22 protein-coding genes are annotated in these 17,697 nt (G+C 44.2%); 9 read left to right on the top strand and 13 right to left on the bottom strand.

Annotated features, from left to right (window positions below):
- Nucleotides 1-65: 65 nt before the first annotated feature.
- Genes lptB through PATL_RS02890 form a run of 6 tightly spaced genes read right to left on the bottom strand, consistent with a single transcriptional unit; the run spans nucleotide 66 to nucleotide 4,407 of the window.
- Nucleotides 66-791, bottom strand: coding sequence for an LPS export ABC transporter ATP-binding protein (lptB, locus tag PATL_RS02915; protein ID WP_011573476.1), 726 nt, complete (start codon nucleotides 789-791; stop codon nucleotides 66-68).
- Nucleotides 791-1,312: a lipopolysaccharide transport periplasmic protein LptA gene (lptA, locus tag PATL_RS02910; RefSeq protein ID WP_011573475.1), complete on the bottom strand. Its 522-nt coding sequence runs from the start codon at nucleotides 1,310-1,312 to the stop codon at nucleotides 791-793. The genes lptB and lptA overlap by 1 nt, the downstream gene beginning before the upstream one ends.
- Nucleotides 1,313-1,352: 40 nt before the next feature.
- Nucleotides 1,353-1,916 (bottom strand): LPS export ABC transporter periplasmic protein LptC, encoded by a 564-nt coding sequence (gene lptC, locus PATL_RS02905; protein WP_011573474.1) that lies wholly within the window; start codon nucleotides 1,914-1,916, stop codon nucleotides 1,353-1,355.
- Nucleotides 1,913-2,467, bottom strand: a complete 555-nt coding sequence (gene kdsC, locus PATL_RS02900) for a 3-deoxy-manno-octulosonate-8-phosphatase KdsC (RefSeq protein WP_011573473.1) — start codon at nucleotides 2,465-2,467, stop codon at nucleotides 1,913-1,915. Before kdsC ends, lptC begins: the two co-directional genes overlap by 4 nt.
- Nucleotides 2,467-3,438, bottom strand: a complete 972-nt coding sequence (locus PATL_RS02895; RefSeq protein WP_011573472.1) for a KpsF/GutQ family sugar-phosphate isomerase — start codon at nucleotides 3,436-3,438, stop codon at nucleotides 2,467-2,469. The genes kdsC and PATL_RS02895 overlap by 1 nt, the downstream gene beginning before the upstream one ends.
- 6 nt (nucleotides 3,439-3,444) lie before the next feature.
- Nucleotides 3,445-4,407, bottom strand: a complete 963-nt coding sequence (locus PATL_RS02890) for a calcium/sodium antiporter (RefSeq protein WP_011573471.1) — start codon at nucleotides 4,405-4,407, stop codon at nucleotides 3,445-3,447.
- A gap of 331 nt (nucleotides 4,408-4,738) precedes the next feature.
- Here PATL_RS02890 and PATL_RS02885 point away from each other — a divergent pair, with 331 nt between their 5' ends.
- The 7 genes from PATL_RS02885 (at nucleotide 4,739) to murA (ending at nucleotide 9,414) form a co-directional block, all read left to right on the top strand.
- Nucleotides 4,739-5,536, top strand: a complete 798-nt coding sequence (locus PATL_RS02885) for an ATP-binding cassette domain-containing protein (RefSeq protein WP_011573470.1) — start codon at nucleotides 4,739-4,741, stop codon at nucleotides 5,534-5,536.
- Complete coding sequence (gene mlaE, locus PATL_RS02880) at nucleotides 5,537-6,316, top strand: lipid asymmetry maintenance ABC transporter permease subunit MlaE (protein WP_011573469.1); 780 nt, start codon at nucleotides 5,537-5,539, stop codon at nucleotides 6,314-6,316.
- A gap of 13 nt (nucleotides 6,317-6,329) precedes the next feature.
- The gene (mlaD, locus tag PATL_RS02875) at nucleotides 6,330-6,794 is read left to right on the top strand and encodes an outer membrane lipid asymmetry maintenance protein MlaD (protein ID WP_011573468.1); all 465 of its coding nucleotides are present in this window, start codon (nucleotides 6,330-6,332) and stop codon (nucleotides 6,792-6,794) included.
- Between the two features lie 31 nt (nucleotides 6,795-6,825).
- On the top strand, nucleotides 6,826-7,467 hold the full coding sequence (locus PATL_RS02870) for an MlaC/ttg2D family ABC transporter substrate-binding protein (protein WP_011573467.1): 642 nt from the start codon (nucleotides 6,826-6,828) through the stop codon (nucleotides 7,465-7,467).
- Nucleotides 7,468-7,800 (top strand): STAS domain-containing protein, encoded by a 333-nt coding sequence (locus PATL_RS02865; RefSeq protein ID WP_011573466.1) that lies wholly within the window; start codon nucleotides 7,468-7,470, stop codon nucleotides 7,798-7,800.
- A 27-nt stretch (nucleotides 7,801-7,827) separates the two neighbouring features.
- Nucleotides 7,828-8,085 carry a BolA family protein gene (locus PATL_RS02860; protein ID WP_011573465.1) on the top strand — a complete coding sequence of 86 codons (258 nt, stop codon included), beginning with the start codon at nucleotides 7,828-7,830 and terminating at the stop codon, nucleotides 8,083-8,085.
- A 69-nt stretch (nucleotides 8,086-8,154) separates the two neighbouring features.
- On the top strand, nucleotides 8,155-9,414 hold the full coding sequence (murA, locus tag PATL_RS02855; RefSeq protein ID WP_011573464.1) for a UDP-N-acetylglucosamine 1-carboxyvinyltransferase: 1,260 nt from the start codon (nucleotides 8,155-8,157) through the stop codon (nucleotides 9,412-9,414).
- 108 nt (nucleotides 9,415-9,522) lie between these two features.
- Here murA and PATL_RS02850 read toward each other — a convergent pair whose 3' ends face one another.
- From PATL_RS02850 to PATL_RS02840, 3 genes are all read right to left on the bottom strand, one after another.
- Entirely contained in the window at nucleotides 9,523-10,584 is a 1,062-nt protein-coding gene (locus PATL_RS02850; protein ID WP_041713236.1) for a trypsin-like peptidase domain-containing protein, read from the bottom strand.
- A 102-nt stretch (nucleotides 10,585-10,686) separates the two neighbouring features.
- Nucleotides 10,687-12,057, bottom strand: a complete 1,371-nt coding sequence (locus PATL_RS02845; RefSeq protein WP_011573462.1) for a DegQ family serine endoprotease — start codon at nucleotides 12,055-12,057, stop codon at nucleotides 10,687-10,689.
- Nucleotides 12,058-12,150: 93 nt separating this feature from the next.
- Nucleotides 12,151-12,591, bottom strand: a complete 441-nt coding sequence (locus PATL_RS02840; protein WP_011573461.1) for a ZapG family protein — start codon at nucleotides 12,589-12,591, stop codon at nucleotides 12,151-12,153.
- Nucleotides 12,592-12,834: 243 nt separating this feature from the next.
- On the opposite strand from PATL_RS02840, the gene zapE reads away from it, so the two are divergent.
- Both zapE and PATL_RS02830 read left to right on the top strand, forming a co-directional pair.
- Entirely contained in the window at nucleotides 12,835-13,941 is a 1,107-nt protein-coding gene (gene zapE / locus PATL_RS02835) for a cell division protein ZapE (protein ID WP_011573460.1), read from the top strand.
- Nucleotides 13,942-14,048: 107 nt separating this feature from the next.
- On the top strand, nucleotides 14,049-14,780 hold the full coding sequence (locus PATL_RS02830; RefSeq protein ID WP_011573459.1) for a YebC/PmpR family DNA-binding transcriptional regulator: 732 nt from the start codon (nucleotides 14,049-14,051) through the stop codon (nucleotides 14,778-14,780).
- A gap of 85 nt (nucleotides 14,781-14,865) precedes the next feature.
- Here PATL_RS02830 and PATL_RS02825 read toward each other — a convergent pair whose 3' ends face one another.
- From PATL_RS02825 to PATL_RS02815, 4 genes are all read right to left on the bottom strand, one after another.
- Nucleotides 14,866-15,846, bottom strand: a complete 981-nt coding sequence (locus PATL_RS02825; protein WP_232283321.1) for a 5'-methylthioadenosine/S-adenosylhomocysteine nucleosidase — start codon at nucleotides 15,844-15,846, stop codon at nucleotides 14,866-14,868.
- Between the two features lie 239 nt (nucleotides 15,847-16,085).
- The gene (folE, locus tag PATL_RS02820) at nucleotides 16,086-16,640 is read right to left on the bottom strand and encodes a GTP cyclohydrolase I FolE (RefSeq protein WP_011573457.1); all 555 of its coding nucleotides are present in this window, start codon (nucleotides 16,638-16,640) and stop codon (nucleotides 16,086-16,088) included.
- A 196-nt stretch (nucleotides 16,641-16,836) separates the two neighbouring features.
- Complete coding sequence (locus PATL_RS22755) at nucleotides 16,837-16,980, bottom strand: hypothetical protein (RefSeq protein ID WP_198136305.1); 144 nt, start codon at nucleotides 16,978-16,980, stop codon at nucleotides 16,837-16,839.
- Nucleotides 16,981-17,245: 265 nt separating this feature from the next.
- The gene (locus tag PATL_RS02815; protein ID WP_011573456.1) at nucleotides 17,246-17,674 is read right to left on the bottom strand and encodes a CopD family protein; all 429 of its coding nucleotides are present in this window, start codon (nucleotides 17,672-17,674) and stop codon (nucleotides 17,246-17,248) included.
- Nucleotides 17,675-17,697: the final 23 nt, after the last annotated feature.

Genomic DNA, 17,697 nt, shown 5'->3' with positions numbered 1-17,697 from the left:
ACTGTAAATGTCTCACCAAGCGCCTGAGTATAATCTCGATAAAATGAGCGGCTTTTTCAGCTTAACTATAGCCTGAATTGTTCGCCTAGGTATACATCTCTTACACGTTGATCACTTAATACTTCTTCTGCCGTGCCAGAAGCGATGAGTTCACCATGACTAACAATGTAAGCTTTCTCACACACATCGAGTGTCTCTCTTACATTGTGGTCGGTTATCAAAACACCAATACCACGGTCACGTAAATGTTGAATAATTTTTTTAATATCATTAACTGAAATAGGATCAACACCGGCAAACGGCTCATCGAGCAGAATAAATTCTGGATCGGCTGCCAGTGCCCGCGCTATTTCTACCCGGCGGCGTTCACCTCCAGACAAACTCATACCAGCACTGTTACGAATATGATTTATATTGAACTCATCGAGTAATGAATCCGCTTGCTGTTCTCTTTGTTCTGCACTGAGCTCTTTGCGTGTCTGCAAGATAGCCATCAAGTTTTGATAGACTGTCAGTTTTCGAAAAATAGAGGCTTCTTGGGGTAAGTAACCAATCCCTAAACGAGCGCGCATATGCATGGGCTGTAGGGTAAGATCTTGCTGATCAATACTGATTTCTCCCTTATCTAAGGGAACCAAACCGACAATCATATAAAACGTGGTTGTTTTACCTGCACCGTTTGGACCAAGTAAACCGACAATCTGGCCAGTGGACACTTCTAGACTGACATCACGCACAACTTGACGCGATTTATAGGATTTAGCCAAATGCGAGGCTTTTAACGTCGCCATTATGGAGTTTCATCCTGTTTTGGTTTGACTTCAGCATCACTGGACTTTTTCGCGTCAGTTTGCTTTTTACTGCTCGCTGATTTCTTAGCTGGTTGAAAAATAGTCGTAACTCGTCCGCTATTTTCACTCTCGCTCTCTCCTTGCGCGACAATTTGTTCAAGTTCCATGTTAAACACTATCGACTCACCTTTTACACTGCTATTGTTCTGCTTCAGCTGTGCATCGCCTTCTAAGGTTAGTGTGCGTAAATCTCTGCGATATTCAATGCGATTGGCTGATGCCTCAATACTGCCCCCTTGCTCTTGTTGTTGAGAGTATTTAGCCGGGCTACCCGTCGCGATGAAAACTTCGTTACCTTCGCCTTTACTCGCGTCGACTTCTACTTCATCGGCATACACATTCAAACTACCTTGATTGATGTGCACGTCTTCTCGAAAGATAGACTTTTTAGTTTTACCGTCCCCGAACTGAAACTTCGAGTCCACTTTTATCGCTTGCGTGAAATCTTCTTTGCCAGCCATGCTTAATGGGGAAAATGATAATGTTGCTAAGGCAACTAAGCTAAGGCTGAGGTTGATAAATGGTTTGCACATGATCAAGTAGCTCATATTGTTGGGTCGTTAAATTGGCTTTAAAACCGTTACTGTTGATGACATAGTGCTGACCAAATATTTTTACTGGTTGGTCAGACACCATGGTTTTATCGATCAAGTTTATCTCGATGAAGTCCGTGCGAATGCTACGAGCAAATCCTTGCTCATCTTGATTACGTATCTCGACATTATTCTCTAATTGGATCCGATTGTCTTCATACAAAGTACCGTCTTTGGCTGATACCTGCCAAGGCGCAGTCTGTGACGCAACAAATATCGTGTATTGAGGCTCTTTGAATAAAGTAAAACCGAGCAAATCAAAGTGTTCCATTTTAGTAGCAAAGACCTGATGGCTCAAACGGCCGTCTTTATCAAATAGAGTGCTTAGCATTTCACTTGCTTGGTAGTTTGGTTGCCAAGCAGATTCGGTTTCAGTTCGCGGTATCAAGTCCTCATCAGCTAGCCAGTCGGGTAAGTTGATGGCGATGACTAATAAAAACAATAACCCAATACTGAGGGTGACTCGATTCATACGCTACTACCACTGACTTTGTTTAACTTGCCTTTGGCGTGCAAAATTAGGTCGCAAACTTCGCGTACAGCACCAAAGCCCCCATTGATTTGGGTAATATACAGAGCTTGTTTCTGTACAAATGGATGGGCATCGTGTGTCGCTACGGCGACGTTACTCAAGGTAAACATTCCCACGTCGGGCATATCATCCCCGATGGATGCGGTAGCGTCTTTGCCTATATTTAACTGGCGCTGCAACGCCAAAAGCGCATCGTTTTTCTGTTCACAACCTTGAATAATATGCTCGACCCCTAACGCTGACATGCGTTTGTGCACTATTTTTGATTCACGTCCGGTAATAACCGCAACGTGCACACCAATGTTTAATAAGGCTTTAACTCCAAAACCGTCACGAGTATGAAACGCTTTCAATTCTTCGCCGTCATTGCCCATGTATATGCGCCCGTCAGAGAACACCCCATCTACATCACAAGTCAGTAATTTAATGCGGGAAAGCTTGTCCATTAATGAAGATGACTTAGCACCATATAACGTATTAACGTCGCCCATTATATCACTCCTGCTGATAACAAGGTTTGCATGTTGATGGCACCGACCGGAAGGTGATTGTCATCAACAATAAACAGTGAACTGATTTTGCGTTTCTGCATGACGTTTAACACCTCAGCAGCCAAGGTTTCTTGAGATGCTGTAACACAATTAGCAGTCATAACACTTTCAATACTGACTGTGTGAATGTCGACTCTGGCATCCAGTACCCGTCGTAAATCACCGTCAGTAAAAATACCCAGCAAACGCCCGTCATCGCCAACGATACCCGCCATTCCTAGCCCTTTGCGCGAAATTTCAAGTAGTGCCTGGCTAATCGTTTGGGTCGTGCCAACCAAAGGCATCAGATCCCCTTGGCACATGATGTCATCAAGCTTAAGTAAAAGCTTGCGCCCAAGCGCACCTCCAGGATGAGAAAGTGCAAAGTCATCCGGCGTGAAACCTCTTGCATCTAACAGTGCCACCGCCAGAGCATCTCCCATGACTAAAGTTGCCGTGGTGCTCGCCGTGGGCGCCAAGCCTAGAGAACAAGCTTCTTTTTCAACTTTAATACACAAATTGACGTCGGCGTGCTTACCTAACGAACTAGCAGGGTTATTCGACATGGCAATAATGGCAATACCACGACGTTTCACCACAGGCAATAGTGCCAATAGCTCAGATGTTTCACCTGAATTAGAAATCGCCAGCAGAACATCTTGCTCTGTAAGCATGCCTAGGTCACCGTGATTTGCCTCCCCTGGGTGCATAAAAAATGCAGGCGTTCCCGTACTCGCTAATGTCGCAGATATCTTATGCCCTATGTGGCCAGATTTACCCATACCGCAAACAACCACTTTGCCTTTGCAGTTTTTCATGAGCTCGCATGCTGCAATAAAATTGTCGTCAATATATTGGGATAACTGCTTGATTGCCTGACCTTCAATTTCAAGCACCCGCAGGGCTGACTGAATATACTCTTGCTGACTCATGCCGCACTAACCTTGGTTAAAAACAAAGTATTGATAAGCGACAAAGCAGCCGAGAAAAGCGACAGCTTCATAACGATTGATTCGGCGAGAGCCTCTTATATTGAAACAAAACAGCACCAGCAAAATGCTCAAGCCCAACATAGTGTAAATATCTCGACTTGCTGCATCTGGGTCGACAGCCCCAGGAGATATCAAACCAGGCATGGCCATGACGGCTAATATGTTGAATATATTCGATCCAATGATGTTACCTAAGGCGAGATCATCTTCCCCTTTTAGCACACCAGCAATGCTGGCAGCCAATTCGGGCAGACTGGTGCCTATGGCAATAATGGTCAAACCAATCACCAAGTCACTTAGGCCAAAGTGGCGAGCTATTTCCACCGCTGATTCAACCATGAAATGCGCACTGAGGGGCAATAATACCAAGCCCACAAACAACCAAATCACCGCACTTTTTGTCGGCACACCGTCTGGTACTTCGTCGTGAGTCTCTTGCTCTAAAGGATCGCCCTTTTCCATGTGGTATGACATCCACGCCAAACCGCCTATAGTGAAAAAGAATAGGATAAACAGCACTATGCCTTCGTTTAGCGACAAATATAAATCAGCCAAGAAGTAAGTCGCAAGCAGAGACACGCCTAGCATCACTGGCATTTCACGTTTTAACGTCGTCGATGCTACCGTCAAGGGTTTCAGTAAAGCGGTTAAGCCCAGCACTAACGCGATGTTGGTGATATTGGAGCCTATCGCATTGCCGATGGCCGTATCTGTGTTGCCATTAAGCGATGCAGTGGCAGAAACCATAATTTCTGGCGCTGAAGACCCCATTGCGACTATGGTTAAGCCGATAATCATGGGTGAAATGCCCATATTTCTTGCTAACGCAGATGAGCCGAATACGAATCTATCCGCGCCCCAACTTAATACGACTAACCACAACAAAAATAATAACGCTTCAACTATCACGAAAACTCACTTGTTTTTATACCAATATCTAATTGTCGCAAAAAGCACTGCCTTTGCCTATTCATTGTGTGACAAATAAACCAGCGCTACCTAATTAAAAATGAACGAAAAAACCATTCATCTGGTCATCTAACTAATACGTTAGTTGACACTATTATGTTTAATCGTTTGAGCAAGCGTTTGGCGGGCTAAGTAACGTTCTAAAAATACGAATATAACTTGTTACTTTTAGGTTTTGAGGTTTGCCCTTGAAAAAACATATAATGTCGCCAATTACCACAACCCTATATTATTAGTATTTGGTTCATCTGATAGGAAGACAACAGGCTTAATGGAAAATTTGCTAGAAATAGACAACCTGACCTTCTCGCGAAGCGGTCGTATTATCTATGATGATATCTCCTTGCGTATCGTAAAAGGGAAAACCACCGCCATTATGGGTCCAAGTGGTATTGGTAAAACCACTATGTTGCGCCTTATGGGTGGGCAACTAAAACCCGACAGCGGTGATATTCGTTTTAAAGGCGAGTCTATTCAAAGCATGAAACGAAATCGCCTGTTCACTGTTAGGCGCCAAATGAGCATGTTATTTCAAAGCGGTGCGTTGTTCACCGATATGTCAGTTTTCGATAACATTGCATTTCCGCTTCGTGAACATACTAAGTTGTCTGAGTCAGTGATTAAGACGTTGGTGCTATTGAAGCTGCAAGCGGTGGGACTGCGCGGCGCGGCAGACTTAATGCCTGCTGAGCTGTCTGGCGGTATGGCGCGCAGGGCGGCGTTGGCCCGCGCTATCGCTCTAGACCCAGAGCTCATTATGTACGATGAGCCTTTTGCTGGGCAGGATCCTATTTCGATGGGTGTGCTAGTCAAATTAATAAAAGCGTTAAACGACTCATTGCAACTTACTAGCGTGGTTGTGACCCATGATGTGACCGAAGTACTCACGATAGCGGATTACATCTACATATTGGCAGAGAAAAAAGTGATCGGTAGTGGTACTCCCGAACAAATAAAACAGAGCGATTCGCCACTAGTACAACAGTTTTTAAAAGGACAAGCAGACGGCCCCGTGCCTTTTCATTATCCTGCTGACGATATTGAACAAACGTTTCTAGGAGCCAAATAGATGCAGTGGTTGGCAAGTATCGGACGCAATACAATCGACACAGTCGGTTCGTTTGGACGTGCTTTTTTGATGTTGATGGGGGCTATTATCGCCAAACCTCAATTTATCAAAAACACGCCATTAACAATAAAACAAATTTACGTGGTTGGTGTTCAGTCACTGTTAATCATTGTGGTATCAGGATTGTTCATTGGCATGGTTATGGCGCTACAGGGCTATACCATATTAGTAGACTATGGCGCCGAAGGCAGCTTAGGTCCGATGGTCGCACTTTCTTTACTGCGTGAATTAGGCCCTGTTGTAACAGCATTGCTATTTGCTGGTCGCGCTGGCTCAGCTTTGACAGCAGAAATTGGACTGATGAAAGCCACCGAACAACTCAGTAGTTTAGAAATGATGGCGGTAGACCCACTTCGTCGCGTAGTTGCACCGCGTTTATGGGCAGGCATTATTTCAATGCCAATGTTGGCTCTTATTTTCAGCGCGGTAGGTATACTGGGAGGTCATTTAGTTGGCGTTGACTGGTTAGGCGTCGATGTAGGTAGTTATTGGTCTATCATGCAATCGAGTGTCGACTGGAACGAAGATGTCGTGAACGGCATCATTAAAACCCTCGTATTCGCCTTTGTGATTACTTGGATAGCTATTTTTAAGGGTTATGATGCAGTTCCTACATCGGAAGGGATAAGCAAAGCCACCACAGAAACCGTGGTATTTTCATCTTTAGCAGTGTTAGGACTCGACTTTATCCTGACTGCATTAATGTTTGGTATAGAGTAGGAGTGGAAAAGTAATGTCGTCACGCAAAGCAGAAATCATGGTTGGACTGTTTGTGGTATTGACCTTAGCAGCAGGGCTATTGCTTGCGCTTAAGGTGGTTAACCAAGGCATGTCAAGCGGTACTGGCACATATACCCTGTATGCCAAATTTGACAATATTGGCGGCCTTAAGGCTCGCTCAGCGGTTAAAGTCGGTGGCGTTACGGTCGGCAGAGTAGACAACATCAGTCTCGATCCAGACGGTTACACACCGGTTGTTGAATTAAAAATTTATCAGGAATACAACAAGTTTCCAGAAACAAGCTCGGTTTCGATCCTGACCTCGGGTTTGTTAGGTGAGCAATACGTGGGCTTTCAGCCAGGATTTAGTATTGATGGAATAGCAGACCTCGCTGAAGGCGACTACATTTCAGATACCAAGTCAGCCCTTGTCTTAGAAGACTTAATTGGCCAATTCCTATTCAGTAAAAATGACTAATTGATTGATAACTTTGGACTTAAAATACCTCATGAAACACCTAACACGAATATTTAGTGCTGCACTTATTTTAATTTTTAGTAGTGTTGCCACTGCAGAAGAGGCTAACCCTTATAAATTACTAGAAGACGTTGCCTCAGAAACCTTTGCCAGAATCAAAGATCAGCACGCTGAGATACAGAAAAACCCAGAAATTCTAAGGGACATCATCGAGCAGGATCTTCTGCCCTATATCGACTACAACTTTGCCGCACTTAAGGTTTTAGGTAAGCACTTTAGAACTGTCCCTAAAGACAAAATACCTGAATTTATTCAAGTGTTTCGCCAATACCTGATTACCACTTATGCACTGGCATTAACCTATTACAATGGCCAAGAGGTGGTCTTCCAGCCGCTGCGCGATGCACCTGAAGACAAGACAGCAACAGTGCGAGCAGTGGTTAAAGAAGACGGTCGTCCAGACATCAAGATTTCATTCAAACTACGTAAAAATACCAAGACCAATGAGTGGAAGGCGTACGACATGGTTGCTGAGGGTATTAGCCTGTTATCCAGCAAGCAAAGCGAGTACGAATCAATATTACGTCAAGACGGTATTCAAAAAGTGATCGACATCATGAAAGAAAAAATCAAGCAACCAATTACGCTCGAGCATCCAGAAGAGGAAAGCTAAGTGAGCAATGCAACTTCACCAAAGTTGACGATTGTGAACGACTCATCTTCCCCTGAGAGTTTCTTACTCTCGGGGAATTTGAATCGAGATACTATCCCTAACTTTTGGCCCGATAGCCTACAGCAACTTACGAATGCGAAACGCACGAACAAACCATTGGTGTTGAATTTAGAAAAAATAACGCAAATTGATACCGCTGGTTTAGCGTGGTTAATCAATCTAATCCGAGATGCCAAGAAGCAGGATATCGAGTTTAGTTTGCTCAATCCTCCAGATACATTATTAAATTTGGCTAAAATAAGCGACGTAGACGGCTTTTTACCGTTACAATAACCGCTTGATTTAAATTTTAGGAAAGCTATGCAAAATTCAGAAATAGAACAATTACTTATTGAGAAGCTTGGCTTAGCAGAAGCCCATGTAACGGGTGATGGTTCACACTTTCAGATTATTGCTGTCAGCGATCAATTTGACGACATGAGTCGTGTTAAGAAACAGCAATTTGTATATGCGCCGTTAAGTGAGATTATCGCTCAGGGTACTATGCATGCAATTTCGATTAAGACTTTCTCAGAAAAACAATGGAAGAGAGAACGCCTGCTTAACATGCCTCAATAAATGGCTAGGCAGTACTCACGTTTTTAAGCACTAAATTCATCCTCGCGTACTATTCAAAAGAGCATTTCCATGGACAAACTACTCATTAAAGCGTCAAAGCCGTTACAGGGCTCAGTACGCATTTCAGGCGCTAAGAACGCGGCACTTCCTATTTTAATGTCGAGTATTTTAGCCGATACCACCTGCTACTTTGATAACGTCCCCGAGCTAAGAGACATCAACACCAGCCTCGCCTTGCTGGCTGAGTTAGGCGCTGACGCTAAACGTGTTTCTGGTCACGCTGTAGAAATAGACCCGAGCAGCATTAACAATTGCAACGCATCTTATGACTTAGTCAAAACCATGCGCGCGTCCATTTTAGTATTAGGCCCTTTGCTCGCCAAATACGGTGAAGCTAATGTGTCGTTGCCTGGCGGCTGTGCGATAGGTGCTAGACCGGTCAATTTGCACCTGCAAGGTTTAGAGAAAATGGGCGCAAAAATCGATGTAGAGGCCGGATATATTCGCGCTAAAGTGGATGGCCGTCTTAAAGGAGCAAACATATTCATGGATATGGTCAGTGTTGGTGCGACCGAAAACCTCATGATGGCCGCTTGCTTAGCCGACGGTGAGACGGTGTTAGAGAATGCGGCTAGAGAGCCCGAAATTGTTGACCTCGCTAACTGTTTAAATGCAATGGGTGCAAAGGTAACACATGCAGGCAGTGACAAGATCCGCATCCAAGGGGTTGAACGCTTACAAGGTTGTCGTTATGCAGTATTACCTGATCGCATTGAAACCGGCACATTTCTTATTGCGGCAGCCGTAACCGGCGGGAAAATTCGCTGTGAAAACGCGGCCCCGGAAACACTCGATGCCGTGCTTGATAAACTCGTTATGGCGGGCGCAGTGATTACCACAGGTGATGATTGGATAGAGCTTGATATGCAAGGCCATCCACTTACAAGCGTCAATATAAAGACCGCTCCACACCCTGGCTTTCCCACTGACATGCAGGCGCAATTTGTCGCCCTAAACTGCGTGGCACAAGGAACTGGCGTGGTGACTGAGAACATCTTTGAGAATCGATTCATGCATGTTCCTGAACTACAGCGTATGGGGGCTAAAATTGATTTAGAGACCAATAGTGCAGTGTGTCATGGGGTATCTAGCCTTAAGGGCGCGCAGGTCATGGCGACTGATTTGCGTGCATCAGCCAGTTTAGTCATTGCAGGTCTAGTGGCTGAAGGTGAAACCGTAGTCGATCGTATTTATCATTTAGACCGCGGCTACGAACATATTGAAACTAAATTAAATGGACTCGGCGCAAACATTCAGCGCATTAAGTAGAAAAAGTTATGCAGGCTTGGTTTTCACGGTTATTTCTTCGAAAACCAAGCTTTTTAACGCTGCCCGCCCCTGCTTTCTATTAAGCACGCACTTTATTAAGCACGCACTCTATTGGGCACCCAGTTCAGCAACGACTACCGTTAACGTGATTAATTGCCCACCACGACTCACCTCGACTTGCAGTTCAGTCCCTGGTTTTGTTTCAGCAATAAAGTCTAATGTTTGAGTAACGCTGTCCGTTGGCTGACCATTGATAGCGAGCATCACATCATCGGTGCGAATACCGCCTTTATCGGCAGAACTACCAGGAGAGACACTGGTGATGAGGATACCAGATCGGCCATACACCTCTGCAGCACCAACACCGAGCTGACCTCGGGTGACACGGCCATTTGCTACTATTTCGTCCATGACTTTTTTGGCTAATCCATAAGGAATGGCAAACGAAACACCGTCAACTTCCTTTACTCGGCGCTGACTATCCAGTGTTTTAAAATTAGCATTGTTAATGCCAATCAAATAGCCATTGCTATCAATTAACGCGCCACCTGAATTACCTTCATTGAGCACTGCATCCATCTGAATAAAATCAAAATAAGCAGCTAAACCATTACGCCCGACTCGGCTCACTACTCCCTGAGTGATGGTTTGTCCTAAATTATAAGGGTTTCCAATCGCCAGCACTAAATCACCTACTCGGGTACCAGGATCATCTAATTGGGGAATAACATGCAGATTATCCTCGGCAACTTTTAGCACGGCTAAATCAGTATAAGGGTCATATCCGATGATTTGCGCTTCTGCGCGACGACCATCTTGCAAACCCACTAAGATACTATTGGCATTAGCGATTACGTGCAGACACGTCAATATCAACCCGTCTTCGCTCATGATAACGCCTGAACCTAAGCTTGTGCGCTCAACAGCCTGACTGCGATTATAAATACTGCCACTTTCAATGGATTGACTATAAATATTAACTACCGCGGGGCCAGAAACATTAACAGCATGATTAAAACTAAGCTTGTCTGATGTCTGGCGTGTGGGGTTGAACATCGACAAGTTCAAACTACTACCGTGACGCAGATCAGGCACCAAAAGGAGTATCACCCCAGAGATGATGGCGCCGACAAAAGCCGATTTAAGCAAAAAAGTGAATGAATCTTTCAAGGGACCTGCTAATAAAAGCTTACTTATCAGAGGGTAAGAATAACACTGTAAGGAAAAAGTTAATAGCAGCCCAGTGTTTGGGCTGCCATTAATTTGGTAAAACTAGCGAATTACCAAGTAAAGTGTTGATACACCACGCTTAACATTAAGCGCAATCACGCCCTTAGCTTCATCTAGCGCGTTACGTAGATCGACTACATTATCAATTTTGTGACGATTCACGCCGATAATCACATCGCCGTCCTGTAAACCAATCAAGGATGATGGTGAACGTGCGACAAGTTCTGAAATAACTACACCGTCAACACCTTGCTTAGTTTTACCGTTGGTAAGTGTCGCGCCTTCTAAGGCTGGGTGTATTTCTTTAGCAGCCACAGTGCTCTGTGTTGCATCCCCTAACGTCACTTGAACGTCTTTCTCTTTACCTTTACGTAGCAACGTAAGGTTGACCTTAGTACCCGCGCCTTTACTGCCTATTTTAGCGCGCAACTCTAAGAAGCTTGTCACAGGGCGACCTTCAATTTCGATGATGATATCACCCGCTTGAATACCCCCTTTATCAGCAGCAGAACCTTCGCTTACTTCACTGACGAACGCACCGCGGCTTACATCTAGGTTCATGGCTTCAGCTAAACCTGAGTCAACATCTTGGCCTAAGATGCCTAGCAAGCCACGACGGACTTCGCCAAACTCGATGATCTGATCAACCAAGCTTTTCATCATATTGGCAGGGATAGCAAAACCGATACCTACGTTACCGCCATTAGGGCCAAAAATAGCGGTATTAATGCCAACAAGTTCGCCATTAAGACTAACCAAGGCACCACCAGAGTTACCTCTGTTGATGGCTGCATCGGTTTGGATGAAGTTCTCGTAACCGCCGATGTTTAATCCTGAACGGCCTAGCGCGCTTACAATACCTGAGGTAACGGTTTGACTTAAACCAAAGGGATTACCAATGGCCACAACAAAGTCACCTACACGCACCTTGTCTGAATCTGCTAGTGGCACCGCAGTAAGGTTGAGGTTATCTGTTTCGATTTTAAGTAACGCAATATCGCTTTGCTCATCAGCGCCAAGTTTCTTCGCTTTGACTTCGCGGCCGTCGTTTAGCTTAACCGTAATTTCATCTGCATTTTCAACAACATGATTATTGGTTACGACATACCCTTTGTCGGCGTCAATAATAACCCCTGACCCCAAACCTTTGAACGGGCGCTCTTGCACTTGCTCGCCGTTACCACCAAAGAAGCGACGAAACATTTCTGGCACTTGCTGACGCGAAACCTGGGTACCTTCCACGGAAATCGTCACGATCCCCGGGGTGGTCTTTTCCAGCATCGGAGCCAAGCTTGTGACAGGCTCATTATCACTAGAAAAGAATGGTAAGGCAGCGCTTGCTGAACCGGCAATCATTAAGCTTGCCGCAAAAACACAACTGGTAATGGCAGTGCGGTTAATAACTTTACTCATTTAACGATAACTCCATGGATGACTTAATAGCTTAAATAAACACAACAAAGACTGCATGGCACTTTGAAAAGTTCCCTGTCTTGTGTTGCTCAGTTATTTTGATTGCTTTTCAGGGCGCACATTTTCGCTGCCACTGAACAAACCAGAGCTCTGGTTCGAAAAATCTAACGGTTGCACATCAGCACTGTCTTTTTCACGAGTCACTTTTTGTTCTTTATTCTGCAAAAATGGCGATGCGTGCTCCCCAAAGAAACTCACATTGCTGCTCTGTGCGTCAGTGTTTAACAATGACAAAGAACTTTCATAGCTGTCCAAATTTTGGCTCAATGTTTGGCATTGCTTTTGAAGTTGTTCTGCAATTTTACGGCTTTCAGTCACATGATTCAGAGACTGCTGAACCATCACATCTTTCAAAGTTTGCTCTTTCTGGCCGTCTTTTGATGTCTTTTCTTTATCAAAATAGACATATTTTGCAACAAAGAAACCAATCACCGCGCCTACCAGCACCAAAACCACACCTATTAACCAATCCATACTTACTCCAATCATAAGGTTGTAAAAGCGACATACACCTGAAAAGCACAATATCACTTAACTCTACAGTCGCCAGCAGCAATATTTAACAAACTTTGCACCGCTTACAGCGAAAAAAATACCATGTTTTGATATTATACCCCTGTCACGCATTTATGCGGTCATTAAATTTCGATTCAATACCTCAACAAGATTAGCTTGGTGATTTTTAAGGTCATTCAGTAAAAGGAAAAGACACGCCTTATGTCAGCTTCAACCCCTTGGCAAAAATATCAATCAGATTTACAGCGCGACGACTTTCATTCTGACCCAGCCCAAGCCAACGCAGTCAAACAGTTGCAACGCCTTTACGATGACCTTGTAGCGCCAGACAAAGAACCTAGCCTGTGGACCAAAGTGAAATTTGTACTAGGTAAAGATGATAAAGCCCAGTCCATAAAAGGCTTATATTTTTGGGGGGGGGTAGGTCGAGGTAAAACCTACTTAGTAGATACGTTTTACGACTGCTTGCCATTTGAGAAGAAGATGCGGGTGCATTTTCACCGGTTTATGCACCGCGTTCACGAGGAGTTGAAATCTCTCGGCGGTCAATCTGATCCACTTAAAATAATTGCCGCGAAGTTTGCAAGCGAAGCCAAAGTCATCTGCTTTGACGAGTTTTTTGTGTCTGATATTACAGATGCCATGATCCTCGGTACGCTGATGGAAGAGATGTTCGCACGGGGAATAGTCTTAGTAGCAACGTCTAATATCATCCCTGACGAGCTTTATCGAAACGGATTACAGCGAGCGCGTTTTTTGCCAGCGATTGCACTGATAAACCAACATACCCAAGTGGTTAATGTCGATAGCGGCATTGACTACCGTTTGCGTACTCTTAAACAAGCTGAGATTTATCACTTCCCTCTGGATCAAACGGCCAACGATAACCTTTCAGTCTATTTTGCGCAGCTTGCCCCTGAAGAGTGCCAACACGATGATGCTATTACCATAAAGGGCCGAAAAATTCCCACGGTGCATCACGCTGAAGGCGTAGCCATGTTTGAGTTTCGCGCCTTATGTGACGGCCCTCGTAGCCAAACAGATTACATGGAGCTGAGTCGCTGTTATCACTCAATTTTACTGGCAAATGTGGAGCAAATGGGCAAATCGGTGGATGATATTGCCAGACGCTTTATCGCCATGGTTGATGAGTTTTATGAGCGTAACGTGAAGTTGATCATGTCAGCAGAGGTTCCCCTTGAAGAACTTTACACAGAAGGCGCATTAAATTTCGAATTTCATCGATGCCTTAGTCGATTGAAAGAAATGCAATCACATGATTATTTAGCGACTGAGCATTTACCATAAATAAGCATCAAGGCACAAACTGCCAACGTAAGGCGTTTGTACAAAGCGTGTATTTATCGGTAAAATCTTAGTCATATCCTTTTATTTGTAGCAAAAAGAGAACATTAATGGGCAGAAAGTTTGAAGTACGTAAGGTAGCGATGGCAAAAACTGCTGGCGCAAAAACCAAAGTTTACTCGAAATACGGTAAAGAAATTTACATGGTTGCTAAGAACGGCGGCACAGACCCTCAAGCCAATTTGTCATTGCGCCGCCTTATCGATAAAGCAAAAAAAGACCAAGTACCCAGCCACGTTATTGACAAAGCAATTGATAAAGCCGCTGGCGGTGCAGGTGAAGACTTCACCCCAGCACGCTATGAAGGCTTTGGCCCAGGCGGCTGCATGGTTATCGTTGATTGCCTAACCGATAATAACAACCGAACTATCACAGATGTACGTAACTGTTTCACCAAAACAAACTCAAAAATAGGTGTGACAGGTACAGTAAGTCACATGTTTGACCATCAAGCTGTGTTCTCTTTCCCTGGCGATGACGAAGACGCTGTTTTAGAAGTCTTAATGGAAGCGGACGTGGATGTAACGGAAGTAGAATGTGAAGAGGGCGTGATCACGGTTTTTGCCCCTCATACTGAATACTTTAAAACCCGCACAGCACTAACCGATAACAACCCAGAACTTGAATTCGATGCAGATGAAATCACCTTTGTGCCGCAAACAGAAACAGTGGTAACAGGCGAAGATGTCGCCACGTTTGATAAGTTTATGGATATGCTGGAAGATTGTGATGACGTGCAAGACGTATATCACAACGCTGTGGTTGAGCGCGAAGGCGAATAATAACTCGCAGCTGAACTAAAGTATTATACAAAAACACCGTCGAAACGACGGTGTTTTTATATCTACTTGAATACGTTTATTACAGTTACTGAACAGGCAAAGCAACCACTTCATCTAAGACGCCTAGCAGCAATTTAGCCCCAGTGCCTGATGCGATACCGTCAAACACGTTCTCAACGTTTTTGCCTTGCTGACCACCGGCTAAATCGCTAATAGAGCGGATAACCACCCAGTCAACGTCGTTCACAAAGCAAACTTGTGCAACAGCGGCGGATTCCATTTCAGACACGTCAGCGTTAAACACCCGGCGTATCCAGTTTCGGTAATCTGCATTATCCAAGAATACTGAGCCGGTCACACCGTTGCCGCCGACCTTAACCTTTATTGCTTTACCCGATGGCATAGCAATAGGGCTGACCTTCTTAAGCGCCTTCTTGGTTAAGTCAAGTAGTTCACTTGAGGCGGTAAAATATGGCATTTGTCGAGGACTATCCCAGCCCTCTTTTATCACCGCCATTTCTTCAGGGTGAATAAAGCCAAAATTTTCGTAGGCAGGCGAATGAGGGTCTTGTTTACGGCGCTCTAAAAATGATGCCAATGACTTCTCATAATAATCAGGTAAAACGAACTCCCCTTCATGTTCCTTGTCGGGGTTGATGTACACAGACTCATCATGAAAATACCACCTGGCCGGTACAGCAATATCCCCAGGGGTAAACTCACTGCTAATAGCACCAGCAATGCCCATCATTATGACTCTGTCGATGGGGAAATAGTCGAGCGCCATTTGCATAGTCATTGCCGCATTCGGCACGCTTATGCCAGTGGTAAAGATAACTATCGGCTCACCCTTATACGTCCCTAGCTGATACTTTACGCCCTGAAAAGTAACGGTTTTGGTGATGTTAGCGTCAGGTAATTTGGCTATCGCAGCATCAATCGCTTTAATTTCAGGCTCATATGCAGCAACGATCGCGGTCCATTTGTTATCAACGTCAAATGTTCGAGGACCATATTCGCTAGAAGGATCTGTGCTCTTTGCAGCAGCAGTGAAGGAGATAAGCATAATACACATCACTTTCACGGCTTTGATATTGCCCATTAGCCGGTAAAAGGAGGAGAGAGTTTTCAATGTCATTTCATTTTCCATACAAAAAAGATGCAGACGCACCATATTGGAGCACACGGTCTGTGCATTTAACGATTTTACGCAGCTTTATATGCGCTAAGGAGGTGAGTATGACAAAAGCATGCCAACACTTAATGATTTAACGGTTGGCGTGCTTTTTTGAGATTGTTAACGCGTTACTTACCAATTAAACGAAGAAATTCATTACGTGTTGCATCTGACTTACGCATCGCACCTAGCATTACTGATGTCACCATGGACGAGTTTTGCTTTTGAACACCACGCATCATCATGCACATATGTTTGCCTTCCATGATCACGCCTACACCAGCCGCCCCAGTAACTTCTTGAATGGCATCCGCTATTTGCTTGGTTAAACCCTCTTGGATCTGCAGGCGACGCGCGTACATGTCAACGATGCGAGCAAACTTAGATAGTCCTAGCACTTTCCCCTGAGGTAGATAAGCAATATGGCACTGTCCAATAAACGGCAAAATATGGTGCTCGCACAGTGAATAGTATTCAATATTTTGAATAACGACCATTTCGTCAGTGTCGGCTTCAAAAATAGCGCCATTCACTACGTCATTAAGGTTTTTCTCGTAACCATCGGTCAAAAACTGCATCGCTTTGGCGGCACGTTTAGGCGTATCTACTAAACCACCTCGCTGAGTATCTTCACCTAAGATCGAAAGAATTTGCGAGTAATGCTGGGTTAAATCATCTGACATTAAATCTGACTCTGTAATTAAAAATAGACGGACGACGTTGAAGAACAGTTAACTTGAGGTTAGGGCTATACTTGGGCGCCATATAATCGCCAGATGATAGCATTTTCTTAGCGGGGGGTTAAATGCTTGATGTCACATCAATGTCATATTCCTTATGCCGAATATATCGATGTGCAATAATGGTTTTTGAAAGGCGTTACTTTAAGCGTTGTTCAACTGATACTCGCATATTCGCGATGTACATATCTAACGCCATTTTTGCCGTTTCATATGCTTTTGCGCTATCGGCAGAATTGGGGTGCTTTTTGTACTCTTCAAAGGCGAGATCAGACTGGCGCAAAAGGGTTCGTAATTTTACCTGCACAACATCCATATTATGACATTCTCTGATTCAAATTTTCCTTCTTCAGATTAGCAAATCAGTTGACTAACGCAAACTAGATATATGTCTAATTACAAATCTTTACATTAAATCAATTCTGACGTGACCAATGAACGTAGCTTCTTTTGGGTTCGGAGCGTCGGGTCGTTTGAAAACATCTTGGCCTTGCAAGCATTTTATTTTCAAAAAAGTCCCGCAGTCGTAATGGTTTTGCTCACAACCCCTAGATAAACTTCACCACAGCTAAGCACACTATGGCTAGCAATATCAGCACTGGCGCTTCGTTTAAAAATCGATAAAAGCGTGAGGAATGCTTATTTTCATCTCGGGCGAACACTTTGACCAGATGATAAAGATAAAAGTGATACCCGTACAAAAGCGCCACCAATAGTAATTTCGCATGCAGCCAACCTGAATGAGCCAGCCACGACGCGCCATATTGATAAATTAAGCTTAAACCGAAAATCAAAGTCAATAATGCAAAAGGCGTGATAAAAAACCACAATTTTCGCTCCATTGTCTTGAATTGGTCACGCACCGCTTGATTATCTGTCTGGGCATGGTAAACAAATATTCTAGGCAGATAAAAGATACCCGCCATCCAAGCGATCATGAAGAAAATGTGTAACGCTTTGAGCCATAAAATGCTCATGGGATAACTCTCCAAATACTGAG

Source organism: Paraglaciecola sp. T6c (assembly GCF_000014225.1).
In the GTDB taxonomy this organism is placed as follows: domain Bacteria; phylum Pseudomonadota; class Gammaproteobacteria; order Enterobacterales; family Alteromonadaceae; genus Paraglaciecola; species Paraglaciecola atlantica_A.
The sequence above is the reverse complement of the archived record's forward strand: the minus strand, read 5'-3'. Positions and strand labels throughout refer to the sequence as shown.

Bases quoted from the DNA above. Each gene is read 5' to 3' on its own strand.
- lptB (WP_011573476.1), bottom strand. From the start codon at position 791: ATGGCGACGTTAAAAGCCTCGCATTTGGCTAAATCCTATAAATCGCGT.
- lptA (WP_011573475.1), bottom strand. From the start codon at position 1,312: ATGGCTGGCAAAGAAGATTTCACGCAAGCGATAAAAGTGGACTCGAAG.
- lptC (WP_011573474.1), bottom strand. From the start codon at position 1,916: ATGAATCGAGTCACCCTCAGTATTGGGTTATTGTTTTTATTAGTCATC.
- kdsC (WP_011573473.1), bottom strand. From the start codon at position 2,467: ATGGGCGACGTTAATACGTTATATGGTGCTAAGTCATCTTCATTAATG.
- PATL_RS02895 (WP_011573472.1), bottom strand. From the start codon at position 3,438: ATGAGTCAGCAAGAGTATATTCAGTCAGCCCTGCGGGTGCTTGAAATT.
- PATL_RS02885 (WP_011573470.1), top strand. From the start codon at position 4,739: ATGGAAAATTTGCTAGAAATAGACAACCTGACCTTCTCGCGAAGCGGT.
- mlaE (WP_011573469.1), top strand. From the start codon at position 5,537: ATGCAGTGGTTGGCAAGTATCGGACGCAATACAATCGACACAGTCGGT.
- mlaD (WP_011573468.1), top strand. From the start codon at position 6,330: ATGTCGTCACGCAAAGCAGAAATCATGGTTGGACTGTTTGTGGTATTG.
- PATL_RS02870 (WP_011573467.1), top strand. From the start codon at position 6,826: ATGAAACACCTAACACGAATATTTAGTGCTGCACTTATTTTAATTTTT.
- PATL_RS02860 (WP_011573465.1), top strand. From the start codon at position 7,828: ATGCAAAATTCAGAAATAGAACAATTACTTATTGAGAAGCTTGGCTTA.
- murA (WP_011573464.1), top strand. From the start codon at position 8,155: ATGGACAAACTACTCATTAAAGCGTCAAAGCCGTTACAGGGCTCAGTA.
- PATL_RS02845 (WP_011573462.1), bottom strand. From the start codon at position 12,057: ATGAGTAAAGTTATTAACCGCACTGCCATTACCAGTTGTGTTTTTGCG.
- PATL_RS02840 (WP_011573461.1), bottom strand. From the start codon at position 12,591: ATGGATTGGTTAATAGGTGTGGTTTTGGTGCTGGTAGGCGCGGTGATT.
- zapE (WP_011573460.1), top strand. From the start codon at position 12,835: ATGTCAGCTTCAACCCCTTGGCAAAAATATCAATCAGATTTACAGCGC.
- PATL_RS02830 (WP_011573459.1), top strand. From the start codon at position 14,049: ATGGGCAGAAAGTTTGAAGTACGTAAGGTAGCGATGGCAAAAACTGCT.
- PATL_RS02825 (WP_232283321.1), bottom strand. From the start codon at position 15,846: ATGCTTATCTCCTTCACTGCTGCTGCAAAGAGCACAGATCCTTCTAGC.
- folE (WP_011573457.1), bottom strand. From the start codon at position 16,640: ATGTCAGATGATTTAACCCAGCATTACTCGCAAATTCTTTCGATCTTA.
- PATL_RS02815 (WP_011573456.1), bottom strand. From the start codon at position 17,674: ATGAGCATTTTATGGCTCAAAGCGTTACACATTTTCTTCATGATCGCT.